Genomic DNA, 23,535 nt, shown 5'->3' with positions numbered 1-23,535 from the left:
GCCCCTCCTCAACTCGGTTTGCTTTCTTGGGCTGGGCGATCCGGCTTGTGGGTCAACCGCTTCACGGCGGTGACCGCCGCATGGGCAGCGACGGTTAGCCCAACTACGCCGGCAGCGGCCATGCCGATCTGGTCGGCGTTCTCCTCGATGCCGAATTGCCTGATGGTTGTGAGTCGGTCGTAAAATGACCCCTTATCCCAGAAGCCGTCTTCCGAGCAACCGAAGCAGCCGTGGCCGGATTGAATCGGAAATGAAACGCCGCCGTTCCACCGCAGGGCCGAACAGGCATTGTAGGTGGTTGGCCCCTTGCAGCCCATCTTGTACAGGCAATAGCCCTTGCGTGCGTACTTATCGTCCCACTCTTCGACGAATTGACCAGCGTCGAAATGGGAACGCCGATAGCACTTGTCGTGAATGCGCTCGGAATAGAACATACTTGGACGCCCTTGGCTATCGAGCTCCGGAAGCTTTCCGAACGTGGTGATGAAAGTCACAAGGCCGCTCATGACCTCTGCGATAGGCGGGCACCCGGGCACCTTGATGATCAGCTTGTTGGTGATCACCTTATCGATCGGTACCGCGCCAGTCGGATTGGGCTTGGCCGATTGCACGCATCCCCATGACGCACACGTGCCCCATGCGATGATCGCCATGGACTCTTCCGCCATGGACCTTAGCTTTTCGACGAACGGCTTGCCGCCGTCAATGCAGAACATGCCACCCTCGTTCAGCGGTGGATTGCCTTCGACGGCGAGCACATACATACCTTTGTACTTGGCGCGAGTTTCCTCCAGGATGGCTTCGGCCTGATGTCCTGCCGCCGCCATGATCGTATCGTCATAGTCGAGCGAAATCATCGACAGCAGCGCGTCCTTGATCAAGGGATGGGCCGAGCGGATAAAGCTTTCCGAGCAGCAGGTACACTCGAGCCCGTGCAGCCAGATGACGGGCACACGCGGTTTGGTCTCCAGGGCGTTGGCAATACTGCTTGCGGCGAGAGGACCAAGCCCCAAGCTCGCGGCAGTCAAACTACAGAATTTGTGGAAACTACGACGCGTCATACCCTGACGTCTGATCACGCTGTAGAACGTTTCCGTTGCACCACCCATGACGCCTTCCACGTGAGTTGTCGTCGGCCGTAACGAATTACTGACGTTCAGCAAGAAACAAGCCACCGAAGCGAAACACTTAACAGATACCAAGCAAGCGCTTCGGGAGTTGCGGACTGGCGAAACGAGCCAACGAGCCACAAGCTGCGCCATTGATCTGTCATGCTAATGGTGTCCGGTTTTGGACGTTCATGTGAGCACTTCGACAGAGCAGCACGATGGTTCACCACTGCATGGCGGCTACGTCATGCTCGCTCTTGCACGACCGCGACACTCACGTGTCATGCCGGTTGTTGAATAGAATTGGTGCAGTTGACGGGCACCGGACTGCCCTCCAGTCTTAATCAGAATTGCCGATTGCTGTCCAATGGGGCGTTAAAGCCGGTCATAGTCGCAACTGCGCAAGCAGCCCGCACGAAAGCGGCTGTCGAGCGACGAAGAGAAGCCGCAATGTGAGCCGGGATGCGCACACTGCCTTCGCTTTTTAGGTCTGGTCAATCCGATCTACCTTTGATTCAAAGCGCCTCTCTCTACGGCATCGCTGCAAGATCGTGGGCGAGAGCCTGGACGTTCACAGCCATCACAGGAGGGTTCATCGCGCAAGCCGACCGATAGCCATGTGCGATCGTCTTGGCGCATCGCGACACCAAATCCGCTTCCAAGAGTTTCTTCGCCATAGCGGAGGCGATCTCGTTGTTGAAGCACTAGCGCGATCCGCGCCAACGCGGCTAGCAGGTAGCGGCCCCGACTTTCAGTCGACATCGATCCGTAGTAGCAGCACTGTCTGTCGACTACCCAAAACGGTTGGCCGAGCCTTTCGGCGGAAAGCGGACTATCGAATTATTGCAGCATAGACGATATATTGGACTTGTTCGCGGTAATACTTCCGGATTTCTCCGGGCGCTGCCGTTCCGACCACCACGACGAGACGCTCCTTAGGGTCGCAGAAAAATTGTGTGCCGTAGGCGCCAGTCCAGCTAAACTCACCTGGATTGCCCGGAACCGCCGAGAGACCCTCGTTTATGCGTACAGCTACTCCGAGCCCGAAGCCGAAGCCGGCACGGTGCGCCTCCACGTTGGCGACCTTATTTTTGATCTCTGCCCCGAGGTGGTCGGAAATCATGTGGCGCACCGTCTTAGGACCGAGAATGCGCTGCCCATCGAGCTCCCCACCGTTGAGCAGCATTTGTCCGAAGCGCACGTAGTCACCGACTGTCGCAAATGCGCAGGCTCCCCCACAGTCAAACTTCGTCGGACTTTCGAGGAGCTCGATATCCTGTGGCTTTCCCGTCAGCGGGTCGCCTGGAAATGGATGCGCGAGGCGCTCGCGTTGCGATTCCGACAAATGGAAAGTGGCATCCTGCATTTCGATGGGCTTCCACAGATTGCTGGCAAGATAGTCGCCCAATCGCTGTTGGCTGACCTGTTCCAGGACAGCTCCCAGCACATCGGTCGAGAAGCCGTATTCGAATTCCGTCCCCGGTTGGTGCGCTAGCGGCAGCTTGGTGATGGCTTCGATGAACTCCTGCTTATCGCCCCTCAGTGGCGGAGCGGCGAAATGGGGATAGAGACGCGAAACTTGGTCTGAGCTGTCGAGGGGCACACCATAGGTGAGCCCGGATGTGTGGCGATATAGATCATGGATGTAGATCGGAGAACTCTGCGCTTGAAATTCTAATGAACCGTCATGCTGTGGCACTCCCACCTTCATGTTTGCGAATTCCGGGTAGTAATCCGTGAGCCTGGCCTGTAGAGGCAGCCGACCCTGCTCCATGAGGATAAGCCCGGCAACGGCCACCATCGGCTTGGTCATAGACGCAAGCGCGAACATCGCGTCGAGCCGCATCGACTTTCCTTTTGCAGGATCGAGTTGCCCGTACGCCTTGTAGTGAATCAGCTTGCCGTCTCTGGCGATTGCAATCACTGCACCCGGCACGCGTTGACTTGCGATTTCGCGAGCGAAGAACTCGTCTAGCCTAGCGAGGCGACGCTGAGAAACGCCGACGTCATCGGCCGTCGCTTCGGGCAGAGGCGCGGAGTGCACTGAGTGCACTGAATTGAAGCCAATTACAGCAGCCGCCGCGGTCATAACAAGCTTGTTCATTGTAGCCTCGCAAGGATTGATGGATCCGGCTTGCAATACTGCTGCTCGGTCGAGATCGGATATGTCCGGCCGGCAAGCCTAAGACGGTTCGGTGCCTCTCCTGGCACGGTGTCTGTCGATGAGGGATAAGGTGAAGATGGCCGCAAAGGCGAACATCACCATACCGCCGGCAAGCACACTCGCCTCGCGCCAGCGCGATGCTTGGACGTAGTCTACGACGTAGGCTGACAACACCTTGGTGCGCCCAGGAATGTTACCGCCGATCATCATCACGACGCCGAATGTGCCGATCGTATGACAAAAGCCAACGATGGCGGCCTTAACAAACTCCAATCGCGCCAGTGGCCCTCTGATGGTAATGAAGGCATACAGCGACGAAACGCGCCCCGTAGTTTCCAACGAGCGATCCCCTATCCCGACAAAGGCGTTACGGATCGGCTGCACCACCAACGGCAGTGCCGAGAGGACCGATCCGATCACGATTCCTGCGAAGGTAAAAGCGAGCGTGCGCTCGCCCCACAAAGAGGCGAGAACGCCACCCGGTCCGTTGGGGCCGAGCAACACGAGTACGCAAAAACCGAGAGCCGTCGGCGGTAGCACTAGCGGCAGGGCGATCAGCGTCGCCACCGCCTCGCTCAAAAGAGTCTTTGAGCGCGCTTGCCACCAAGCGAGTGGCACACCAATCACGAGGAGGATCACGGTCGTTACGCTGGCGAGCTCAATCGTGAGCGCAACGGATTGCGCAATCTCTGCCGAAAAGACATCCATGTGCGTCAGCCCAAAAGTGAAAGCGGATCGTCTTATGGGCCCAGTAACCGCCTGCACGTCCGGCTCGCGCAGGTATGTGGCGCGGATCGCCCTCTAGTCGCGCAGCACTTCGTGGCGGCCGCCACATTCACGCGCGTCGTTTCTACGAGCAAGAGCAGCATCGCAAGTTTCATCGGCAACTCCTGTGACAGGGCCGCTTCCATCCATCTGACGGCGGCACCTCCTCGTTCGAAATCAGCAATTCCTGTGCCGCGGGCGAACTGTGGAGCGCTCTATGCGCAAGGTGGGAGCAATTCGCATAGACGTCGACGTCGCTGTGGCGTGGACCTAACGCTATGTCGGATTTCTGGCAGCTTTGTTGCCGAGCAGACAGCGATAGCCGCGCAACGAAACGGCAGAATTTGATGCCGCCAGAGATGCCTATTTGGTTCTGTCGGTAGCTCAAGCGCCGCACTCGCCGCGCCGGTAATGGAACGGATCGCAGGAAGCCTGCCCTTTGGCAGCTCGCGAACGATCTAGCTGAGTAATCATCTTAACGCTGCTTCTGCGACGCGGCAAAAGGCGCGAGGGGCCGAGAGCGAAGGTATCCTGCCTAATGCGCATCGCTAGCACAGGCTTGGAGATAAATGCCCCGTGCACGAACGAGCCTTGCCGCTCGCGACAACGCAGTGCATCGATTCAAGATTATTGGCGCGCAATCGAGCTCCTAAACAGGCTTCCATCGCGTGGATGAGTGCTATCCAAACTATCAATTTTACCAATGTCATCTACTCTTGCATCCATCTCAGCAGTCGGCGCATATCGATCACGCTCGGGCTTCCATCCCGAGACGGGACTCCGCTAATGCGCCCAGCCGATCAAGATACGCGTCTCGTTGCAACTTTTTGTTCGAGCTTGCGAACGCGGGCCGAGCACTCAAGCCGATGCCGCCAGGAGACAGACGGTTTGTCCGAGACTGCCCAATCGGGCGCACTTTGGGCATCTGGTGCATATCTTGCTTAACGAGAAGGGATAACGCAACTAAACGCCTGCCTTTGGAACGACGCGCCCGCTCTCGGAACCGTCCTTCAATCGGACACGGCTAAAATGATGAGTCTCGTATGACGCCGTCGTCTCTCAACGACGCGGCGGCTCACATTCGAGTATATTCGGGAAGGAAGCGTCATGACCACCATGGCAACAGCGGCGCCCGCACGCGCGTCGCAAGCTTGGTATAAGATTCTCTACGTGCAGGTGCTGATCGCGATCTTGCTTGGCGCCGTGGTCGGTTGCCTATGGCCGTCTGTCGCGACCAATGACTGGGTCAAGGCGCTCGGTGACGGGTTTATCAAGCTCATCAAGATGGTGATCGCGCCGATTATTTTCTGCACCGTCACATCTGGTATTGCACATATTCAGGATGCGAAGAAAGTCGGGCGAGTCGGCGTCAAGGCGCTGGTCTATTTCGAGATCGTCTCCAGCTTTGCCTTGGTGTTGGGCCTTCTTATGGGCAATCTGGTCCAAATCGGTCATGGTCTTGCGGTCAAGCCGGATGCTGCGGCGGTCGCCAATTACGTCAAGCAGGCGGAAGGCTCGAAGACCGTCGATTTCTTTCTCAACATCATTCCCGATACCGTGGTCGGCGCCTTCGCCCGCGGCGATGTTCTGCAGGTTCTCCTGTTCGCGATCCTATTCGGCTTTTCGCTGATGGCGTTGGGAAGCCGTGGGGAGCGGCTGCGAGGCATGATTGACGACGTCGCGCACGCGGTGTTCGGCGTGATCGCTATCATTATGAAAGCGGCCCCGATCGGCGCCTTCGGCGCGATGGCCTTCACTATCGGCAAGTTCGGGCCGGCAGCACTCGGCAATTTGATCGGTCTGATCGCGCTGTTTTACGCGACGGCGGCGTTATTTGTCGTGGTGGTGCTCGGTTTGATCGCGCGCCTCGTGGGCTTTTCAATCTTCAAGTTCATTGTCTATATCAAGGACGAGATTCTGATCGTGCTCGGCACATCGTCCTCTGAAAGCGCGCTGCCGCAATTAATGGAGAAGCTCGAACGGCTGGGCTGCTCCAAGCCTGTGGTCGGCCTGGTGGTGCCAACTGGCTACTCCTTCAACCTCGACGGCACCAATATCTATATGACACTTGCGACATTGTTCATTGCCCAGGCACTTGGGGTCGATCTCACCTTTGGCCAGCAGCTCACGATCCTGCTCGTGGCAATGCTAACGTCGAAGGGAGCAAGCGGGGTCACCGGCGCGGGCTTCATCACGCTCGCTGCGACGTTGTCGGTGGTCAACCCAGCGCTGGTGCCGGGCATGGCAATCGTATTTTCGATCGACAAGTTCATGAGCGAGGTGCGTGCCCTTACTAACATCACCGGCAATGGCATCGCCGCCGTGTTCGTATCCTGGTGGGAGGGCGAGCTCGAGCACGCAACGCTGCAGGCTCGGCTCAACCAGCCCAACGTTTCCACCACTATCGACCCACGATGAGATAGGTTCCGGATCTTAACCGCCGCCATTCGAAGACGCGTCGAATGCAAGCGCAGCCACATTTCTCGTAGTTCGAATCGACACTGCCGACTTGACACGAGCCGGACCCTTTCGCGCACCATCTCAGCGCAGCCCTTACACCGCGTCGCCCCCCCGGCAGCCGCCCTGAAAAGATGCCAGCCGAGCAAAAGAGTAGGGACTTTTCTAACAGTCATTTTCAAGCGCGTCTTTCGCCGTCAAGCTCCCGGCCATCTGAACACTTTTGCGACATTTTGCCGTGCCAGATAACAGGACTGCGACACAACGTGTCCGGCTTGACGGACCTTGATGTTGCTCCGCCTACAATTGCCCATGTGCGCGGTCACTGCGCTTGCCTCGTCGGACCAACGACGTGGTAGCGATCTTGCTGACGCAACTCATCATCCCTTGTTACGGTCCGCGCTGCCGCATTAGATCATGATGGGTGTGATCAGCACGGATTAGATGGCACCTCGACAGAGCCGTGGCGGCTCGCACACGGCTAGTGTCGGCTCGGCGTCGCTGCGCGCGCTCGATTCCGGCCAACCACACGGAGACAAGTCCTCCGCACCTAGGCGTGATGGCCTAGGGCAAACAAAGCAGTCGCGTAACTTCGCCTTCGTATCTCGGCACATGACCATTGCGGTTTCTTCCGCATGACCGGTCGTACCGGCGAGATGAGTGGTCCGGTAGCTTGTCTTTGTTCTTTCCGGTTCGGCGAGGCGCGCCTGATTGTTCCGGCCAACGTCTTGACTGAACTTCAGCCGCTGTCCTCGTGCGGCTGGCGTAAGCGAGTTGTCCTCGGCTGCAGCCTCGAGCGCCTGCCCGGGGATATCGGCAGCGGAGGAAAGCAGACATCTAAGCATCGATTGCAGGCGTGTCAGCGCGCCATATTGAAAGGTTTAGGACAACTATACGTACGTCTGTGATGCAATTTTTCTCGGCGCGTGCTCAGTTCGGCATCAAGCAATCGATCTCGGAAGCGCTCGCCAGCGGGTGCTGGTGCCGAGTATTGCCCTATTTTCGCCTAAAATGTTATAGCTCTCCCGCCGGAGAACAGGCCGGACGGTATCAAAATGCGTAGCCAGATCAGCAGTTTAGAACGTTCAGCCCTTCAGTTTACCTTCGGCAGCATAATGCTGGCCGTGGTAACACTGGCTTGCTTGTACCTTCGCGCGCATTTCGCCGCGACGGCGTTCGCATATTTGTTAATGGTATTGCTGTTTTCCCTGATAGGCAGCTTCATCGCGTCGTCCGCGCTTTGCATCGTAGCCATCGCTGCTCTCGCTTACTACTTTGCGCCGCCGGCATTCAGCCTGCGAATCGATGACCCCCAAGACCTGCCGGTGGTTGTTGCATTCTTTATTGCCTCGATTGTCGGAGCGCACCTGATCGCAAAGCTCCGCCAGGAAAGAGAGGCTGCGCGTGTGGTTGCGGCCAAGCTTCAGCGGAGCGCGGCCGATTTGGAGGATCGCGAAAAACGGTGGGGCGCCATCTTCGAGCACAATCCGGCCATGTACTTCATGGTCGATGAAGCCGGCACTGTGCTCAACGTGAATACATTGGGCGCGACACAACTTGGCTATGCTCGTGCTGAACTGATCGGTCAATCCGTGCTGGACGTATTTCTTGAGGAGGATCGCGCGTTCGTTTGCGAATGCGTTCGGACATGCCTTGAAGATGTCGGACAAACGCGCACGTGGGACGTCCAAAAAGTCAAGAAGGACGGCTCGGTGTTGTGGGTACGTGAAAACGCCAAAGCCATGCTCCGGGCCGATGAGCAGCCCATTGTCCTTATCGCCTGCGAAGATATCACGGAGCGGAGGCGGACCGAACTTGCCCTGCAGCGGAGCGAAGCACATCTAGCCCAGGCGCAGGAGTTGAGTCACACAGGCAGCTTCAGCTGGAACGTCACTACGGGCGAGGCCTTCTGGTCAAAGGAAACATTTCGAATCTTCCAATTAGACCCTCAGACAGTGCCACCGGGGCCGCAGCTCGTCGTTCAGCGCACGCATCCAGATGATAGGGCTTCGGTTAGAGAAATTATCGATCGCGCGATGCGAGACCCGAGCGATTTCGAGCACGAATACCGGCTTCTGCTACCGGACGGCTCGGTAAAGCACATTCATGCGCAGGCACGAGCGACGAGGACAGCCTCTGGTGACATCGAGTTTGTTGGGGCAGCTACGGATATTACGGCGGCGAGGCGAGCAGAACAGCAACTGCGCCGCAGCGAGGCCTATCTGGCCGAAGCCCAGCATCTCAGTCACACGGGCAGCTGGTCCTGGGACGTCTACGGTCTAGATTTCGTGTATCGCTCCGCCGAGGTCGATCGTCTGTTTGGCTTTAGCCCCCAAGAGCCGGTATCGATCGAGACCATTCGATCGCGCATCCATCCGGACGACTTGCCGGGGCTACAGGAGGTGCAGCGTCAGGCGATTGAACACAAGGAGGGGCGGTTCGAATATGATTTTCGTATCCTTCTACCAGATGGCGGGATAAGACGCATACACTCCGTTGCGCACGTGGTGGTCGGCAGCGATGGTAATGTCAGCGAGCTGATCGGAACACATATGGATGTGACCGAGCAACACGCAGCTAGGGAACGCCTGGAAAACACACTTGCCGCGCTGCGCGAAAGCGAACAGCGCTTTCGCGACTACGCCGAAACAGCTTCCGACTGGCTCTGGGAGACCGGGCCGGATCATCAGGTCACTCACTTATCCGAGCACACCAGCGCTGCGGGAATTTTGGCGACAGGATTGATGGGCCTGCCTCGCTGGGAGATTGCGTGCGACGTCGAAGACGAACCCGAGAAGTGGGCGCGGCATCGGGCGACGTTGGAGGCCCATCTTCCATTTCGGGATCTCGTCTACCGCACCGTGAATCGGACAGGTTCTCCGATCTACGTCCGCACGAGTGGCAAGCCTTTTTTCGATGGAAAGGGCAATTTTCTCGGCTACCGTGGCGTCAGCACTGACATCACCGCTACCATTCGCGCCGATCAAGCCGAACAAGAACTACGAAAGGCACAGGCGGAGCTTGCGCACGTGACGCGTGTAACGACGTTAGGAGAGCTGACAACTTCCATCGCCCACGAAATAAACCAGCCCCTCGCCGCTATTATCAGCAACGCCGATGCGTGCCTGGGATGGATGGGGCGAGAAGCTCCTAATCTTCCCGCCGCGCGCTCTTCGGTGGAGTGGATTATCGAAGACGCAATCCGGGCAAGCGAGGTGATCCGTCGTGTTCGCGCGCTCGCGAAGAAAGGCGAGATTGAGATGGTGCCGCTCGATATCAATGAGGTCGTCAAGGACGTCATTGCACTGGTAACACGAGAGCTGGTGAGCCACCGAGTGATGTTACGAACCGAGTTGACGGCAGGGCTGCCTACGATCCTCGGCGATCGGATTCAGCTGCAACAAGTGATCATCAATCTCGTGATGAACGGAATCGAAGCCATGGACGCAGTTACAGACCGGACGCGCGAACTGCTGATTCAATCATCGAAGGACGATGTGGGGCACGTCCAACTTGCCGTGACCGATTGCGGCGTCGGCATCGCCGAGAACGACGCCGACCGCGTCTTGGATCCCTTCTTCACCACCAAATCGACTGGCCTTGGAATGGGTCTTTCGATCTGCCGGTCGATCGTGGAAGCTCATGGAGGACGACTGTCAATGGCCCACAAAAATGGACCGGGCGCGACGTTCCAGTTTGCTCTGCCGCTGCATAAGGAGGCCGTCTCGTGACAGGACGATTTGACTCGCCACGTGAAGGCAGCAACGCCAAGGCCTCGACAAAGGCGATCGTCTTCCTCGTCGAGGATGACATCTCCATGCGTCGCTCGCTTACGAACCTTTTTCTATCGGTAGGGATGGATGTCATTGCATTCGGATCGGCTCGCGAAATGCTGCAGAGCACAATTCCGGACGCTATTAGCTGTCTAGTTCTTGATGTCCGGCTGCCAGGCTTGAGCGGCCTTGACTACCAGACCGAGCTAGCAAGGTTGAACATACATATTCCGATCATTTTCATTACCGGCCATGGCGACATTCCCATGACCGTCAGGGCCATGAAGGAAGGAGCGGTCGATTTTCTCAGCAAACCGTTTCGCGATCAGGAACTGCTTGATGCCGTGGTTGCGGCGACCGAACGCGATCGCAAAAGACGGGACGCTCAGCAGATCGTCGCGAACCTGCAGTCTCGATTTGAGACCTTAAGCCCACGCGAGCAGGGGGTGATGAAACTGGTCGCTGCCGGCCTGATGAACAAGCAGGTAGCCGCCGAGCTTGGGCTGGCCGAGATTACGGTCAAGATCTACCGGGGACACGTAATGAAGAAGATGCGTGCACGGTCGCTGGCCGACTTGATTAGAATGACTGAGACGTTGGGAATTCGCGCCAATCGTCCTGAACAAACCCAAGTATGATTTTACAATTTCATCAGTCGAGCCCACTTTTCGCCGAAGGTGGCTGATGCTTGCAGCCGCTATTCCCCGTTCAGGAGTGCTCGTCTTGTCCACGTCTTTGATTTCCGTCGTTGACGACGACGCCTCAGTCCGTGCGGCGACAGAGAATCTTTTGAAATCGCGTGGCTACATCGCCCAAATATTTGCGTCGGCCGAGGAACTCCTGAGGTCCCCGCAATTGGACGAGACATCCTGTGTGATTACCGATGTACAGATGTCGGCTATGAGCGGCCTGGAGCTATTGGCAGAGATGCGGACACGCGGTTACGACGCACCATTCATTTTCATTACGGCTTTCCCCGACGACCGCGTACGCGCGTCAGCGCTGGGCGCCGGAGCGATTGGCTTCCTCGCCAAACCCTTTACCGGACAAGCGTTAATCGAGTGCCTCGACAACGCACTGAACGCGTATGACGGCCGAGGCGGCATCTGATGCAATCAACCTGCGGCTTGAAATGATGTCCGATCAAACGGTCCACGGGTCGATCTCGCCACCGATCAACCCCTTCGCGGTCAAACATGCTACTTGCTTTAAAACGCGAGCGAGAGGCCAATTGTTGCCTTGTCCATGCTTCACCGACTATCGCCGGGCGGCTACATTGGTGCAGAACAACCTTATCGCTGCGAGGGCCGGAAGGGCAGGCTAGCTCGACTCATTCTGTAGGTCGACGTTAAAGATAATGCTGACCCAAAGCAATCGACGACCCTAAGCACTTCTTAACTCGTCTAGATCGAGGTTATATACTCCATTGCAGAGCGGAGCTGGCGCGAGAGCGCTCGACAAAGCAAGAGATTGGCAGTTCGCAGCCCGACTGCAGTGACGATGATAACGGAGCTTCGCCCAGGACAACCGCCTCGCGTGTGTGTTGAGGCTTTTCTGGTGAAAGAGCTCTGCACGATCCTCGTGCTCACGGCGTCGTTATATCGGTTGACGAATGCCGGCCGTCTTGTCTATCGAGCGCCGCTTCGCTGTACATTTCTTTGCCCACCGACACACGGCAGGCGCCCACGCCGTTACTACTTCGTAGGCCGCGATCTGTAGAAGACTTCTGCCTCCAAGCCGTCCAACGTGCTCGGCGCAACACGCCCGGCCCCTCGGCGGCCGGACGCACTCTGGCGGCACCCCATGCAGGTCCTCGCCGCGGCGAGCATTGCCGCAATTGCCTTGCGCAGTGAGCTCCTACTTCCAACGCTCACACAACTCAGCAACCGCTAGGCCAAGGAGCACTCTGGGGGTAGTCTTCTGAGCCAACTCAGAGGAACTCTCAGCCGCAAACGCTATAAACAGAGAGGAGCCGGAGCGGAGACGAAGTCGGAGTACTCATGGGGGTTGTCGGCGATGTACTCGATTTCGTCGCCATGATAGGCCTTCGCGGCTTCTCGGAATGAGTGACGATCCTTGAACTCTATGATGGGAGGGGTTGAAACGAGCGAATACGGTCTTGTTGCCGAAGATGAACTGCCACTCGAGCCGGATTCGGCTAACTGCATATTGGCGAACGCATCCGCAAAGTTGGCTGCGTCCATTTGCTCATCAGTTTCTGCAAAGTGAGAGGATTGGAAGTAGGACGAGCCATTGATCCGATTATATATCGCGATTGGTGCTCCCGTCGCACATACATTTCCGCATCTAGTTTAGGCTTGGTAGGCCCAGCGGTGCTGATAGGGAGGCTGGCTTACCAAAACCTGACGCGGCCGCCCTCACGTTGGCTTGTCATAGGGCTTCCTTCTAAACGACACGGCGGCACGCTCGTGCCATCGGCATTCATCAGGTTTGATGAGAGGCCGCGAACAGCTCCGAAGAAGCTCCTTGATTAGGGAATTTGGTTGATCGCTGATTGACCTGCCGACGCCAATCGGACCGTACTCTTTTCGGAGTTCCGCCGCGCCGCCTTATGTCCAAGTTTTCTTTTGAACGCCCCAGCGGAGCTCCCGGACCGCCTTCCATAGACTGGCCGATTTCCAGACTTTGAGCAACGCCATCGCCTGCCCCAGAGACTTAGTCTAATGTCAACTCGTGGAAGCGCGACCGCGCGTTCGGCGTCAACGCTCATTTATCCAAATCCGCATTTCGCCTTCGCCGCGGTTAGCCCAGCTGAACCACGGAATGAATGTCAGCCGCTGCGGTTCTAGCTGTCCAGGCACTTTGTCGTATTGATAAAGCGCTGCTTCTTCAGAATGCGGGTGTTGCAACCGCGCCCCGCCGGCGTGCAGCAAGATGTTGCCATTAAAGAGACCAGTTCCTTCGATAAGGGAAAACCGACTGTCTGCATTAAGCCAAATGTTGTGTAACTCGGTCCCGTTGTCGGCTTCCTCCAGACAATAAATTAAGGGGCCGCGCTGGATGGCCACCTTGCCGGCCAAATTGCGAAGTTGTGGATGGCCGTATACGCGACGCACTTGCATTGGCAGCGATAGTTTGACGCGATCTCCCTGCCGCCACGTTCGGCGAATGTGCAAATAGCCCTTGCGCGGCTCCCAATTCACAGGCTCGCCGTTCACGCTCGCCTGCGGCGCGCTGCACCATTCCGGCAGGCGCAGGGCGAGCGTGTGGGCAATTGGCGGCGCAGATTCGACGGCGATCTCCACCTGGTCTCTCCATGGATAGCTGCCGCTTATGAGCAACCGCAGCGCATGTCCGTCCACGGATATTGCCACCCTATTACCAACGTAGAGATTTACATAGAGCGCGTCGGTGCTGGGCGTGTAGATGTAATGACCAATCGATGTGAAAAGGCGTGCGATGTTCGGTGGACAGCACGCGCAGCCAAACCAGCGTCGTCGCACCGGCGAGACGTGATTGTAGATGCCATTATACCTCAGCGTTTTGGGATGCACTTCGAGCGGGTTAACATAGAAATAGTGACGCCCGTCGAACGCGATACTGCCGAGAACGGTATTGTAGAGCGCGCGCTCCATAACGTCGGCATAGCGGCCGTCCAGTTCCATCTCCAGCATACGGCGCGCGAACATCATCAGGCCAATCGACGCGCAACTTTCCGCGTACGCCGTATCATTTGGCAAATCGTAATCGCTGCTGAACGCTTCGCCGGCGCCTTGCGAGCCGATGGCTCCGGTAATATAGATCTGGCGCTGGACCATGTTTTGCCATAGCCGCAGGCAAGTTTGGCGCTGCTGCTCGTTCTGGCGCAGACGCGCGAGATGAGCTACTGCCGTCATGAGGTATACAAAACGAACCGCATGACCAGTTGCAGTCCGCTGCTCCGAAAGCGGCAAGTGCGCTTGGCTATACGCTTTGCTTTTTATCATCCAAGGCGTGCCGTCGGATTTGAGGACGCAGGATTGCTGGCGCTTCTCGTACTCAATGTCGTAGAAGTGTGGCTCCCTGCCGCGTTGCTCCACGAAATAATTGGCTAGCGTGAGATATCGCTGCTCCTTTGTCGCTTCGTAGAGGCGTGCCAACGCAAGTTCGATTTCCGGATGGCCATCATAGCCGCGCAACTGATCGCGCTCTGGGCCGAAAACCTGTGCAGAGGTGGTCAGCAAGCCTGCAAACGACCTCCAGCAATCGCCGTTTGCCAGTCCCATGAAAGAATGCGACACCTGCTTCAATCAAGTGGCCAGCGCAATAAAGCTCGTGGCACTCCGTTAGGTTGGTCCAGCGCTCCTGAGGCGCGTTCAGTATGAAATAAGTGTTGAGATAACCGTCGCCGCATTGGGCGGCCGCGATCAATTCAATCAGCTCATCGACGGCATTCTCCAGCTTTGGATTTGGTGCCTGGCATAGCGACCATGCAGCCGCCTCAAGCCATTTTGCGACGTCACTGTCCTGAAAAACCGTGCCATGGAACTCGCCCCTCGCACGTCCGGCAGCGGAAGTTCTCTACCGCGTGACTCGGTATCACCTCGGGATCGCGATCGTTTAGCACCTCCCATTGGTAGGGAATTGCCACTTCCCTGACCAGCTGCTGGCATTGCCCAATCAGTGGATCCGAGACCTGTAGGTTCTGAAGATCGACTTCGGCCACACTGGGATCATTCATCGCGTTCCTCCTTGAGTGTGGCGAACGGAGACCTGGCCAGGTAAGCCACCTCACCACGATTGTGTTGTTGAGCTTGTCGCCCAGAGATTTGCGGCTGCACCCGTACTCTCGGTGCGAGGCTTCAAAACGATAGAAATGGAGAGGCTGCCCCAAGGCGCCGCCCTCCCAGACATGCGTTGACAGCAGTCGGTCGAGGAGCGGGACAGCAAATCCCGTGCCCAGAATAAGGAGCGGTTCTTCTGGTCAACCAAATCTGCGGCTCCCCGTAGGAACCCGATGCGATCGCCGGCCCACCAACAGGATTTGCCAGTCGTGCTAAATCCCGCGTCGCTGCAAGGGGGGTGCGGCGTCCTTCCGGTGCGGCGCCCCTGCACTTGGTTTTAGGCCCTAAACCTTGCGCGGGAATGTCCGGTTTCTAACAATCCATTTGATGACACGTAGCAGCTGGGAGGGCCGCCGCGGCGGCGTATGATCCAACCGGATTGCGTGAGCCGCTGCTACGCGCGATCTAAGCGACAAACTGCACTGCATCCTAAGGAATCGTCCCCGCGGTGGAAGTGCATGCTCAACGTGCCCGACATAGGGCAGATGAACGTAAGTTGTCGCGCGTATGCGCTGCCAGTGAATAAGCCGCGACGGAGCGGCCCGAAGCTGGTGTGTGCACCGACTTGCTCGTCGGCTTCGCTAAGGTGGGAGGATAAGTTAGAGGGTATCTTTTGTGTACCGAGCTTCAGGTGATTTGGCCCTGCAAAGCAGATGGCAGGCTGGGTAACCGAGAGCCGACTTGGATCTCCCAATGGTCAGTAATTCCCACTTGTTATCGACCGTTCCTCTCGAACGACAGGAAGGTAACGATGGCCTCCATTGGCGTTAGTCGGTTGACGATGATGACGCAAGCAGGACTCTGCTCATCGAGCTGGACCGGTCTATGATTGACCTATCGATACTGGGATCGCTCTCCTTGAGCTCGCCCACTCCATTAGTGGCCTCGATGCTTCAAACTGCCGCCTCATTCCACAGTCACCGATTTTGCTAGATTACGCGGCTGATCCACGTCCGCGCCCCTTACGAGCGCGGTATGGTAAGCCAAGAGCTGAACCGGAATGGCATAGACCATCGGCGTAAAGCTTGCGACCATCTCCGGCAGCACAATGGTCATGAGTGTGTCCATCGTCGCTTCTAAAGCACCCTTCGAATCGGTGATCAGGATGATCTTGCCGCCCCGAGCCGCAACTTCTTGCATATTCGAGACGGTCTTCTCGAAGACCCCGTCATAAGGGGCGATCACCACCACAGGCACAGCCTCATCTATCAATGCGATCGGTCCGTGCTTGAGTTCGCCGGCCGCATAACCTTCTGAGTGGATATAGGCAATTTCCTTCAGCTTGAGTGCGCCCTCAAGCGCCAGGGGGGCCGATGTGCCACGACCGAGATAGAGCACGTCCCTTGTCTCGGCGATATAACGCGCGAGCTTCTCGATCTGCGGCTCAATCAACAGCGCCGCAGCAATCAACCGCGGCACTTCGATAAGCTCACGCACAAGCTTCGATTCATCGATTTCAGATAGTTTATCGCGCTCTTTGCCTGCTGCGACGGCAAGCGCCGCCAATACCATCAGCTGGCAGATGAATGCCTTGGTCGAGGCGACGCCGATTTCTGGTCCCGCCAGCGTCGGCAGAACGGATTCGCTCTCCCGCGCAATCGTCGACGTCGGGACATTGACTACAGATATCGTGTGCATGCCCTGGTCCTTGGCGTATCGCAACGCAGCCAGCGTGTCAGCGGTTTCGCCCGACTGCGAGATGACGATCGCGAGATCGCCCCGGCGCAAAGGCGCCTCTCTGTAGCGGAACTCGGAGGCTACATCGATCTCGACAGGCAAGCGCGCCAGCCGCTCGAACCAGTATTTGGCGATGTGCCCGGCATAGCTTGCAGTGCCGCACGCGGTAATTGAGACGCGCTGAATGGATTTAAAGTCGAACGGCAATGCGAGGGGCAGGACGACGCGCTTGGCCGCCATGTCGAGATAATGCGCCAATGTCTTGCCGGCCACTGTCGGCTGTTCGTGGATTTCCTTGGCCATGAAGTGGCGATAATTCGCTTTGTCTACAAGGAGTGACGATACGCCAGACTTTGATGTTTCCCGCTCGACGACAGATCCGTCTGCGCTATAAATCACGCACGTCGTGCGCGTAAGCACGGCCCAGTCGCCGTCTTCAAGATAGGTGATGGTGTCGGTCAACGGCGCGAGCGCGATCGCGTCCGATCCTAGATACACTTCGCCCTTGCCATGTCCGATCGCAAGGGGCGACCCCTTACGCGCACCGATCAAAAGATCATCGTGGGCCTTGAAAAGGAATGCCAGCGCGAAGGCACCGCGCAGCCGCGGCAGCGACGCTTGTACCGCATCCTGCGGCGAGTAACCCTTCTTGAGATAAGATTCGACGAGATGCGCCACCGCCTCCGTGTCTGTCTCCGAGCTAAAATGGGCTCCATTCCGCTCCAGTTCAGCTCGCAGCTCGCGGAAATTCTCAATGATCCCGTTATGAACGACCGCGACATTTTCCGTCGCGTGCGGGTGAGCATTGCTCTCGGTCGGCTTTCCATGAGTCGCCCAGCGGGTATGACCGATGCCGGTATGACCCGACGGCGGATAGCAGCGCAGCTGCTCCTCAAGGTTTCTCAGCTTACCTTCAGCGCGGCGGCGCTCGATACGGAGACCTTCGAGAGTCGCGAGGCCTGCGGAGTCGTAGCCACGATATTCCAATCTCTTGAGCGACGCGACCAACTGCCCAACGACCGGACCACGCCCCAAAATGCCTACAATTCCACACATATCGATCAATGCAGCCCAAGTTTAAGGAGTCCGGCGTCCGCCTACAGGAACCCGGTCATGAAGTCCGCTTGCCTGATGGTAACGGGTGTCTAGTTCGGTTTTCGCGGCCGCCTGTATCGCCGCCGCATTCACAAGCGTGAGTTCTTTCAGCCATCATCGCTTCGCCCGGCTACATTCCGCTTTTGGCTGCCGATCGAGTACAAACGGCACAGCAGCTCTAGCTTGAATTTTCCTGTCTTACTGGAGACATTTTCCGGCGCGGGTTAAAGAGACTTATCATACTCGAACCGAGGCAACTTACGCTCGGTCAAGGTTAAAGGATTGCCGTCGAAGCTCCATTGTACGAAAGTAAGCTCTCGATATCGAAACGTTCGACGATCTATACCAACGTTTGCTACTCTTTCTCACCTTGTCTCGCGTCAACCGTCCACTGCCTGCCGCGAGTTGGATATTGGCAACGGCGCTGATCGTGGTTGATGAGTCGACCTACAAGACTGCGTGTTATGTTCCGACGCTAATAGCGCTTTGTAGACTGCGGCTCTATGAGCAGGATGGCCGCGTGCTGCCTTGCATGCCGTCATTCCGACAAATGCATTGACGAATACGACCTCAGCTCGTCGCTCTCCCACGCCATGATGAGCCCACGCGAATGCACACATGCGCCTGAGGATGATAAGGAGCACGGACCAACGCTTCTATCTCATTGAAATACCGCCCAGGGGCAAGCGCGCCCCGGGCGCACGTAAGGGCGTTTTGCCATCCATCTCGCCTTAGGACTATCGCGCTGCTAGGGTTACTGGGCTTCATTTTTGACGCTCAATGTGTTGGCACCCTTCAGTCCAAATATAAATCAATGTATATGGTGTGCATTCCTGCATGGTGTGTATGACTGGAGCTAACGATCGCTTTCCTTTAATTGCGGGTGGAGCGCGCGTGCACATCTAGATTTTTCGAGAAACGGCTTCGCATGGTGTTTCACAGCGAGGCTCTTTGCGGCGCAACTAAGAGAGACCATGGTGGCTCAGGACTCAAAGCGGCGCGTTGCGCTAATTACGGGCGTCACCGGGCAGGACGGCGCATATCTCGCCGAGTATTTGCTCGGTCTCGGCTACACCGTGCATGGGATCAAGCGCCGGTCTTCCTCGTTCAACACCGCGCGCGTCGATCATCTTTACCAGGATCCGCATGCCGGCAACGTGCGGTTCCTGATGCACTATGGCGACATGACGGATTCGACCAATTTGATCCGCCTGATGCAGCAGATCCGCCCCACCGAGATCTACAATCTCGCAGCTCAAAGCCACGTCGCCGTCAGCTTTGAGAGCCCCGAATACACCGCCAATGCCGACGCGATCGGCGTGCTGCGCCTCCTAGAAGCGATCCGCATCCTGGGCATGGAGAAGGAGACGCTGTTCTACCAGGCCTCGACCTCAGAGCTCTACGGCCTCGTGCAGGAGATCCCGCAGAAGGAGACGACGCCGTTCTATCCGCGCTCGCCTTACGGCGTCGCCAAGCTCTACGGTTATTGGATCACGGTGAACTACCGCGAAGCCTATGGCATGTTCGCCTCCAACGGCATCTTGTTCAATCACGAGAGTCCGATTCGCGGCGAGACCTTCGTGACCCGCAAGATCACCCGTGGTGTCGCCCGCATCGAGGTGGGTCTCGAACAGACGCTCTATCTCGGCAATCTCGAGGCCAAGCGCGATTGGGGCCACGCGAAAGACTATGTCGAAGGCATGCATATGATCCTCCAGGCCGACAAGCCGGACGATTTCGTGCTCGCCACCGGCGAGACCCGATCGGTGCGCGAGATGGTCGAGCTTGCCTTCGCGCAGGTCGGCCGCCGCGTTGAATGGCGCGGCACGGGCGTCGATGAGACCGGGGTCGACGCTAAGAGCGGCAAGACCGTGGTGAAGATCGATCCGACCTATTTCCGGCCGACCGAGGTCGATCTCCTGGTCGGCGATGCCAGCAAGGCGCGCGAGAAGCTCGGCTGGAAGCCGAAGCGGACCTTTGCCCAGCTCGTCGAGGAGATGATGGCGAGCGACCTTGCCGAGGCGAAACGGGACGCGGTCCATGGCAAGCGCAGCGTTTGAGCTGACCGGCAAGAGCGTCTATGTCGCCGGCCATCGTGGCATGGTTGGCAGCGCGCTAGTGCGCCGGCTGGCGCGCGAGGACGTCAAGATCGTCACGGTGGACCGGCGTGAGGTCGACCTCTGCAACCAGGCCGCCGTGTTCGACTGGTTCGCGCGGGTTCGGCCGCAGGTCGTATTCCTCGCCGCCGCGAAGGTGGGTGGCATCGTCGCCAACGACACGCTGCGCGCCGAGTTTATCTACGACAACATCGCGATCGCGGCGAACGTGATTCAGGCCGCGCAGCAAGCTGGCGCCGAGAAGCTGATGTTCCTCGGCTCGTCCTGCATCTATCCGAAGCTCGCGCCGCAGCCCCTGCGCGAGGACTCGGTGCTGACAGGCCCGCTGGAGCCGACCAACGAGCCCTACGCGATCGCCAAGATCGCCGGCATCAAGATGGCGGAGGCCTATCGCAGGCAGTATGGCAGCGACTTCATCAGCGTGATGCCGACCAATCTCTACGGTCCCGGTGACAATTATCATCCCGAGTACAGCCACGTAGTTGCCGCCCTGGTCCGCCGCTTCCACGAGGCGAAGCTCGCAGGCTCGAGAAGCGTGGTGGTCTGGGGCACCGGCACGCCGCGCCGCGAATTGCTCTACGTTGACGATCTCGCCGACGCCTGCATTCACCTGATGAAGACCTATTCCTCACCGGAACTTGTCAATATCGGTACCGGCGAGGACATCAGCATCGCCGAGTTAGCACTCATGGTCGCGGCCGCTATCGGTTTTCGCGGTGAGATCAGCTTTGATATGTCGCGCCCGGACGGCACGCCGCGCAAACTGCTCGACGTCGGGCGGCTGTCCGGGCTCGGCTGGCGTGCCACGACCTCGCTTGAGGACGGCATTCAGCTGGCATACCGGGCATATCGCGCCGACAGCGATGGACGGCACCAGAGTGATCTGCCTGTTCCGGAATAACGGGACAATCCTAGGTCGCAATCGGCGGTCAATGTCTAGCATAGCGGACTTGCCGCCCACGTAACGACCAACTTTGCTTCGCAATTGACAAGTCGTTCATTGTCAACGACCGGCCTCGGTCGGACGCCAAAACCCAAGTGACGCGGTGTATCCTACGTACGACGCAGCCAACGACTTGCAGGAAAAGGAGAATGGCCATGACCGAGACCTGCTGCCATGAGGTTGAGAGCTCATCGTCTCTAAGCCGCTAAAGCGCCGACCGCTGGACGGTCATTAGCCGGAAGCGTACTGGTGTCCCTTTCCTCTCGGCCAACGCCTTAGCGATGGTCTGTCATCATCATCCTCGCCGACAGCGTAACGATGGACATGAGCGCGCCCAACACCCCAAACGCCAAGCGCAAGCCAAACATGTGTGCGACGAGCCCAACGCCGGCGGGCCCAACGAGTATACCCGCATAGCCGACTGTCGTGATGACCGCGATCGCAACGCCCGCTGGCATCATTTTCTGTTTGCCGGCGCGTCGACAAAGCACAGGTACAACATTTGAAATACCCAATCCAATAAGCAGGAACCCCGCCATAGCAATCAACGCAACGGGCGCCGCCACCACAGCCAAGAAGCCTGTTACGATCGGCAGAGTCCCGAGCATCAATGTGGCACGGTCTCCGATTCGCGCCACCACGGCATCTCCGCTGAGACGCCCTCCGGCCATTGCGATTGAGAAGAGCATACAACCAATGCCCCCGTGCGCTTCCGCGAGAAGATCTCGTTCGACGAGAAGCAAAGCGCTCCAATCGAGCATTGCACCTTCGACAAGAAAGGTGATAGCCGCGAGCACAGCTATTAGCAACACACTGCGATGGGGCAAAACAAACGATGGCCCCTGCTGCCCCGACCCCACCGCGAGCAACCCCGGCCAGGCCGATACAAGCGCGATCGTCATTAACGCCGAACAGACCAACGTCGAAAAAAGCGGGCCAAGCTGCAGCGACATTAACGAGGTCACGGCGGCAGAGCCGGTGAATTCCCCAATGCTATACTGAGCGTGGAAGCCAGACATCAATGGACGGCCTGAGTCGCGCTCCAGTTCAATCGCATGAATGTTCATTGCTACATCGATCGAGCCGAGTGAAACGCCGAAAGCAAACAGCGTAGCACCGAGTCTGACAGGTGTGTCGGCAATTGCAAGGCACGGCAACATGATCGCGAGTCCAAGTCCACCCGCGAGGATAATTGGCTTGCTGCCGTACCGCGCATTCAATACGCTGGTCGAAAGCATCGCGATGACGGATCCCGTTCCGAGACAGAGCAGCAGAAGACCAAGCATGCGGTCATCGACCGCGAGCCGCTCCTTGGCGAGTGGCACCAAAGGCGCCCAAGCCGCGAGGCCGACTCCGGCCACAAAAAATGCGAGCCGTGTCCCAAGCAGGCCGGCTGACCAATTACCAGGAAGTATCACGGGCGCTCCTGAGAGAACGGGCTCGCGAGCGCGACGCCCCTCACCCTGCGCGCATCGCCTAAAACGACGCTATCGACAATGATGGCCTCAAGCCGGCATTCTTTATCCCTGCAAATGCAATGCCGTCACAAAAACAACTGGGACTACGTCACTAGGCGAGCGGGCGGTGATCGTCGAGGCCGTGGATACGGTGTTTCGGCTATCCCTTCCCGGTTAAGTTGGCCATAAGAGGGTGACAGTTTTTGCTGATCTGCGACAACGGCCGGAGGCGCAACGACTGAGGCTTTGTCGCAAATGCTACAAACCCCGCAAAGCCAACGGTGCCGGACGCCACTGTGTACTTGGCGCGAACACCGCCGTAGGTTTTCCGACAGCTCTTGCAAATCGGGAGCTCTCATCACGAGTGGCGCTGACTCGGGGGACCAATACAAGACCGCTATCACACGGAAGCCGTCAATGTCGGCCCCGTACTTTTGAAATTCGATTATTCCTGGTTTCAGGCGGCCAGGTAGTTTCCATGACATCATTCGCGCCGCGGAAGAGGTCGGCGTCGCTCAGGTCCACGACGCGCGCGCATTCGATACCGAGATGCCAGCCGGCATCGTTCAAGCGCTGATATCCGCAGTTCGCCTCGCTCCGACCAAATTGGACTGTGGGTGGTAAGGAGCAAGTGTAGCAGGATCCATCAGTATCGCCGCCCCTCACGTTATAAGCCCAGGCGCGCTGCACTAGATCGAGCTCGATCATCACCAGTGACAAACCGACGCCCGCATCAAAGCTCATGCAGATGCGTCGAAATATCTCCGGATCAAGCCGGCGCATGAGGTAGGAGCCCAGCAGGATGTCAGGCATGACACTGGGTATAAAAAATAGAGCAAGCTGCCGCTCTCGGGAACGAGCCGAGGTGATAGTAGACGAAGGGGGGCACGCTCGATCCACCACGCGAACCAAGGGCTAGGCCGGCGCGAAATTCGTGTTTAGCCAGCCCTGATTGTTAAACAACATCGCTAAGGGAGGGCCGGAGATAGTCGTCACCGAACGAGAGGATACCCAGCATCCACCCGAATGGCAGGCCGATCCGCCAGCTTGGCTCGATGGGGCGGCGTCAACCCGCAGCTTGCAGCACGATCAGGGACAAAATGATCGTGTAGGCGAATTTCATCCAGCCCGGCTGGAGCGAGGTCAAGGCATGGCCGCCGAGCGCAACGCCCGGCAAGAGAAGCAAGATGGGAA

14 protein-coding genes and 1 pseudogene are annotated in these 23,535 nt (G+C 57.9%); 6 read left to right on the top strand and 9 right to left on the bottom strand.

From position 1 onward, the window contains the following. Positions 1–8 precede the first annotated feature (8 nt). The 3 genes from GGD67_RS12645 to GGD67_RS12635 form a co-directional block, all read right to left on the bottom strand. A complete protein-coding gene (locus GGD67_RS12645; protein ID WP_179733133.1) occupies positions 9–1,109 on the bottom strand; it encodes a hydrogenase small subunit in 1,101 nt (366 codons plus the stop codon). Positions 1,110–1,941: 832 nt separating this feature from the next. Continuing rightward, positions 1,942–3,213, bottom strand: a complete 1,272-nt coding sequence (locus tag GGD67_RS12640) for a serine hydrolase (protein ID WP_179733132.1) — start codon at positions 3,211–3,213, stop codon at positions 1,942–1,944. A 78-nt stretch (positions 3,214–3,291) separates the two neighbouring features. After that, the gene (locus tag GGD67_RS12635) at positions 3,292–3,981 is read right to left on the bottom strand and encodes a molybdenum ABC transporter permease (protein WP_179733130.1); all 690 of its coding nucleotides are present in this window, start codon (positions 3,979–3,981) and stop codon (positions 3,292–3,294) included. Positions 3,982–5,145: 1,164 nt separating this feature from the next. Between GGD67_RS12635 and dctA the strand changes: the two genes are divergently transcribed. From dctA to GGD67_RS12615, 4 genes are all read left to right on the top strand, one after another. Next, on the top strand, positions 5,146–6,456 hold the full coding sequence (gene dctA, locus GGD67_RS12630) for a C4-dicarboxylate transporter DctA (protein WP_179733128.1): 1,311 nt from the start codon (positions 5,146–5,148) through the stop codon (positions 6,454–6,456). 1,094 nt (positions 6,457–7,550) lie between these two features. Then, the gene (locus tag GGD67_RS12625; protein ID WP_179733126.1) at positions 7,551–10,226 is read left to right on the top strand and encodes a PAS domain S-box protein; all 2,676 of its coding nucleotides are present in this window, start codon (positions 7,551–7,553) and stop codon (positions 10,224–10,226) included. Beyond that, positions 10,223–10,906 (top strand): response regulator transcription factor, encoded by a 684-nt coding sequence (locus tag GGD67_RS12620; protein ID WP_179733124.1) that lies wholly within the window; start codon positions 10,223–10,225, stop codon positions 10,904–10,906. The genes GGD67_RS12625 and GGD67_RS12620 overlap by 4 nt, the downstream gene beginning before the upstream one ends. 46 nt (positions 10,907–10,952) lie before the next feature. Beyond that, a complete protein-coding gene (locus GGD67_RS12615; RefSeq protein ID WP_179733122.1) occupies positions 10,953–11,378 on the top strand; it encodes a response regulator transcription factor in 426 nt (141 codons plus the stop codon). A gap of 845 nt (positions 11,379–12,223) precedes the next feature. Here GGD67_RS12615 and GGD67_RS12610 read toward each other — a convergent pair. The 4 genes and pseudogenes from GGD67_RS12610 to glmS all read right to left on the bottom strand — a co-directional run bounded on the left by GGD67_RS12610 (position 12,224) and on the right by glmS (position 17,785). Continuing rightward, the gene (locus GGD67_RS12610; protein WP_179733120.1) at positions 12,224–12,472 is read right to left on the bottom strand and encodes a hypothetical protein; all 249 of its coding nucleotides are present in this window, start codon (positions 12,470–12,472) and stop codon (positions 12,224–12,226) included. A gap of 516 nt (positions 12,473–12,988) precedes the next feature. Further along, on the bottom strand, positions 12,989–13,732 hold the full coding sequence (locus GGD67_RS40070; RefSeq protein WP_409411359.1) for a hypothetical protein: 744 nt from the start codon (positions 13,730–13,732) through the stop codon (positions 12,989–12,991). Beyond that, positions 13,724–14,699 (bottom strand): annotated as a pseudogene (locus GGD67_RS40065) (glycoside hydrolase family 127 protein); the annotation flags it as partial. The pseudogene GGD67_RS40065 and the gene GGD67_RS40070, both read right to left, overlap by 9 nt. A gap of 1,259 nt (positions 14,700–15,958) precedes the next feature. After that, positions 15,959–17,785: a glutamine--fructose-6-phosphate transaminase (isomerizing) gene (glmS, locus tag GGD67_RS12600; protein WP_179733807.1), complete on the bottom strand. Its 1,827-nt coding sequence runs from the start codon at positions 17,783–17,785 to the stop codon at positions 15,959–15,961. Positions 17,786–18,798: 1,013 nt separating this feature from the next. Here glmS and gmd point away from each other — a divergent pair. Both gmd and GGD67_RS12590 read left to right on the top strand, forming a co-directional pair. Next, the gene (gene gmd / locus GGD67_RS12595; protein ID WP_179733119.1) at positions 18,799–19,884 is read left to right on the top strand and encodes a GDP-mannose 4,6-dehydratase; all 1,086 of its coding nucleotides are present in this window, start codon (positions 18,799–18,801) and stop codon (positions 19,882–19,884) included. Then, on the top strand, positions 19,865–20,842 hold the full coding sequence (locus tag GGD67_RS12590) for a GDP-L-fucose synthase (protein ID WP_283814106.1): 978 nt from the start codon (positions 19,865–19,867) through the stop codon (positions 20,840–20,842). The genes gmd and GGD67_RS12590 overlap by 20 nt, the downstream gene beginning before the upstream one ends. Before the next feature lie 317 nt (positions 20,843–21,159). Here the strand turns inward: GGD67_RS12590 and GGD67_RS12585 are convergent, their stop codons facing one another. Continuing rightward, a complete protein-coding gene (locus GGD67_RS12585; RefSeq protein WP_179733117.1) occupies positions 21,160–22,302 on the bottom strand; it encodes an MFS transporter in 1,143 nt (380 codons plus the stop codon). A 453-nt stretch (positions 22,303–22,755) separates the two neighbouring features. Continuing rightward, positions 22,756–23,154 (bottom strand): hypothetical protein, encoded by a 399-nt coding sequence (locus GGD67_RS39215; RefSeq protein ID WP_246790761.1) that lies wholly within the window; start codon positions 23,152–23,154, stop codon positions 22,756–22,758. Between the last annotated feature and the right edge of the window lie 381 nt (positions 23,155–23,535).

Origin of the sequence: Bradyrhizobium sp. IAR9 (assembly GCF_013408065.1) — a bacterium.
GTDB lineage: Bacteria > Pseudomonadota > Alphaproteobacteria > Rhizobiales > Xanthobacteraceae > Bradyrhizobium.
This window is presented reverse-complemented; position numbering and strand designations above follow the sequence as displayed.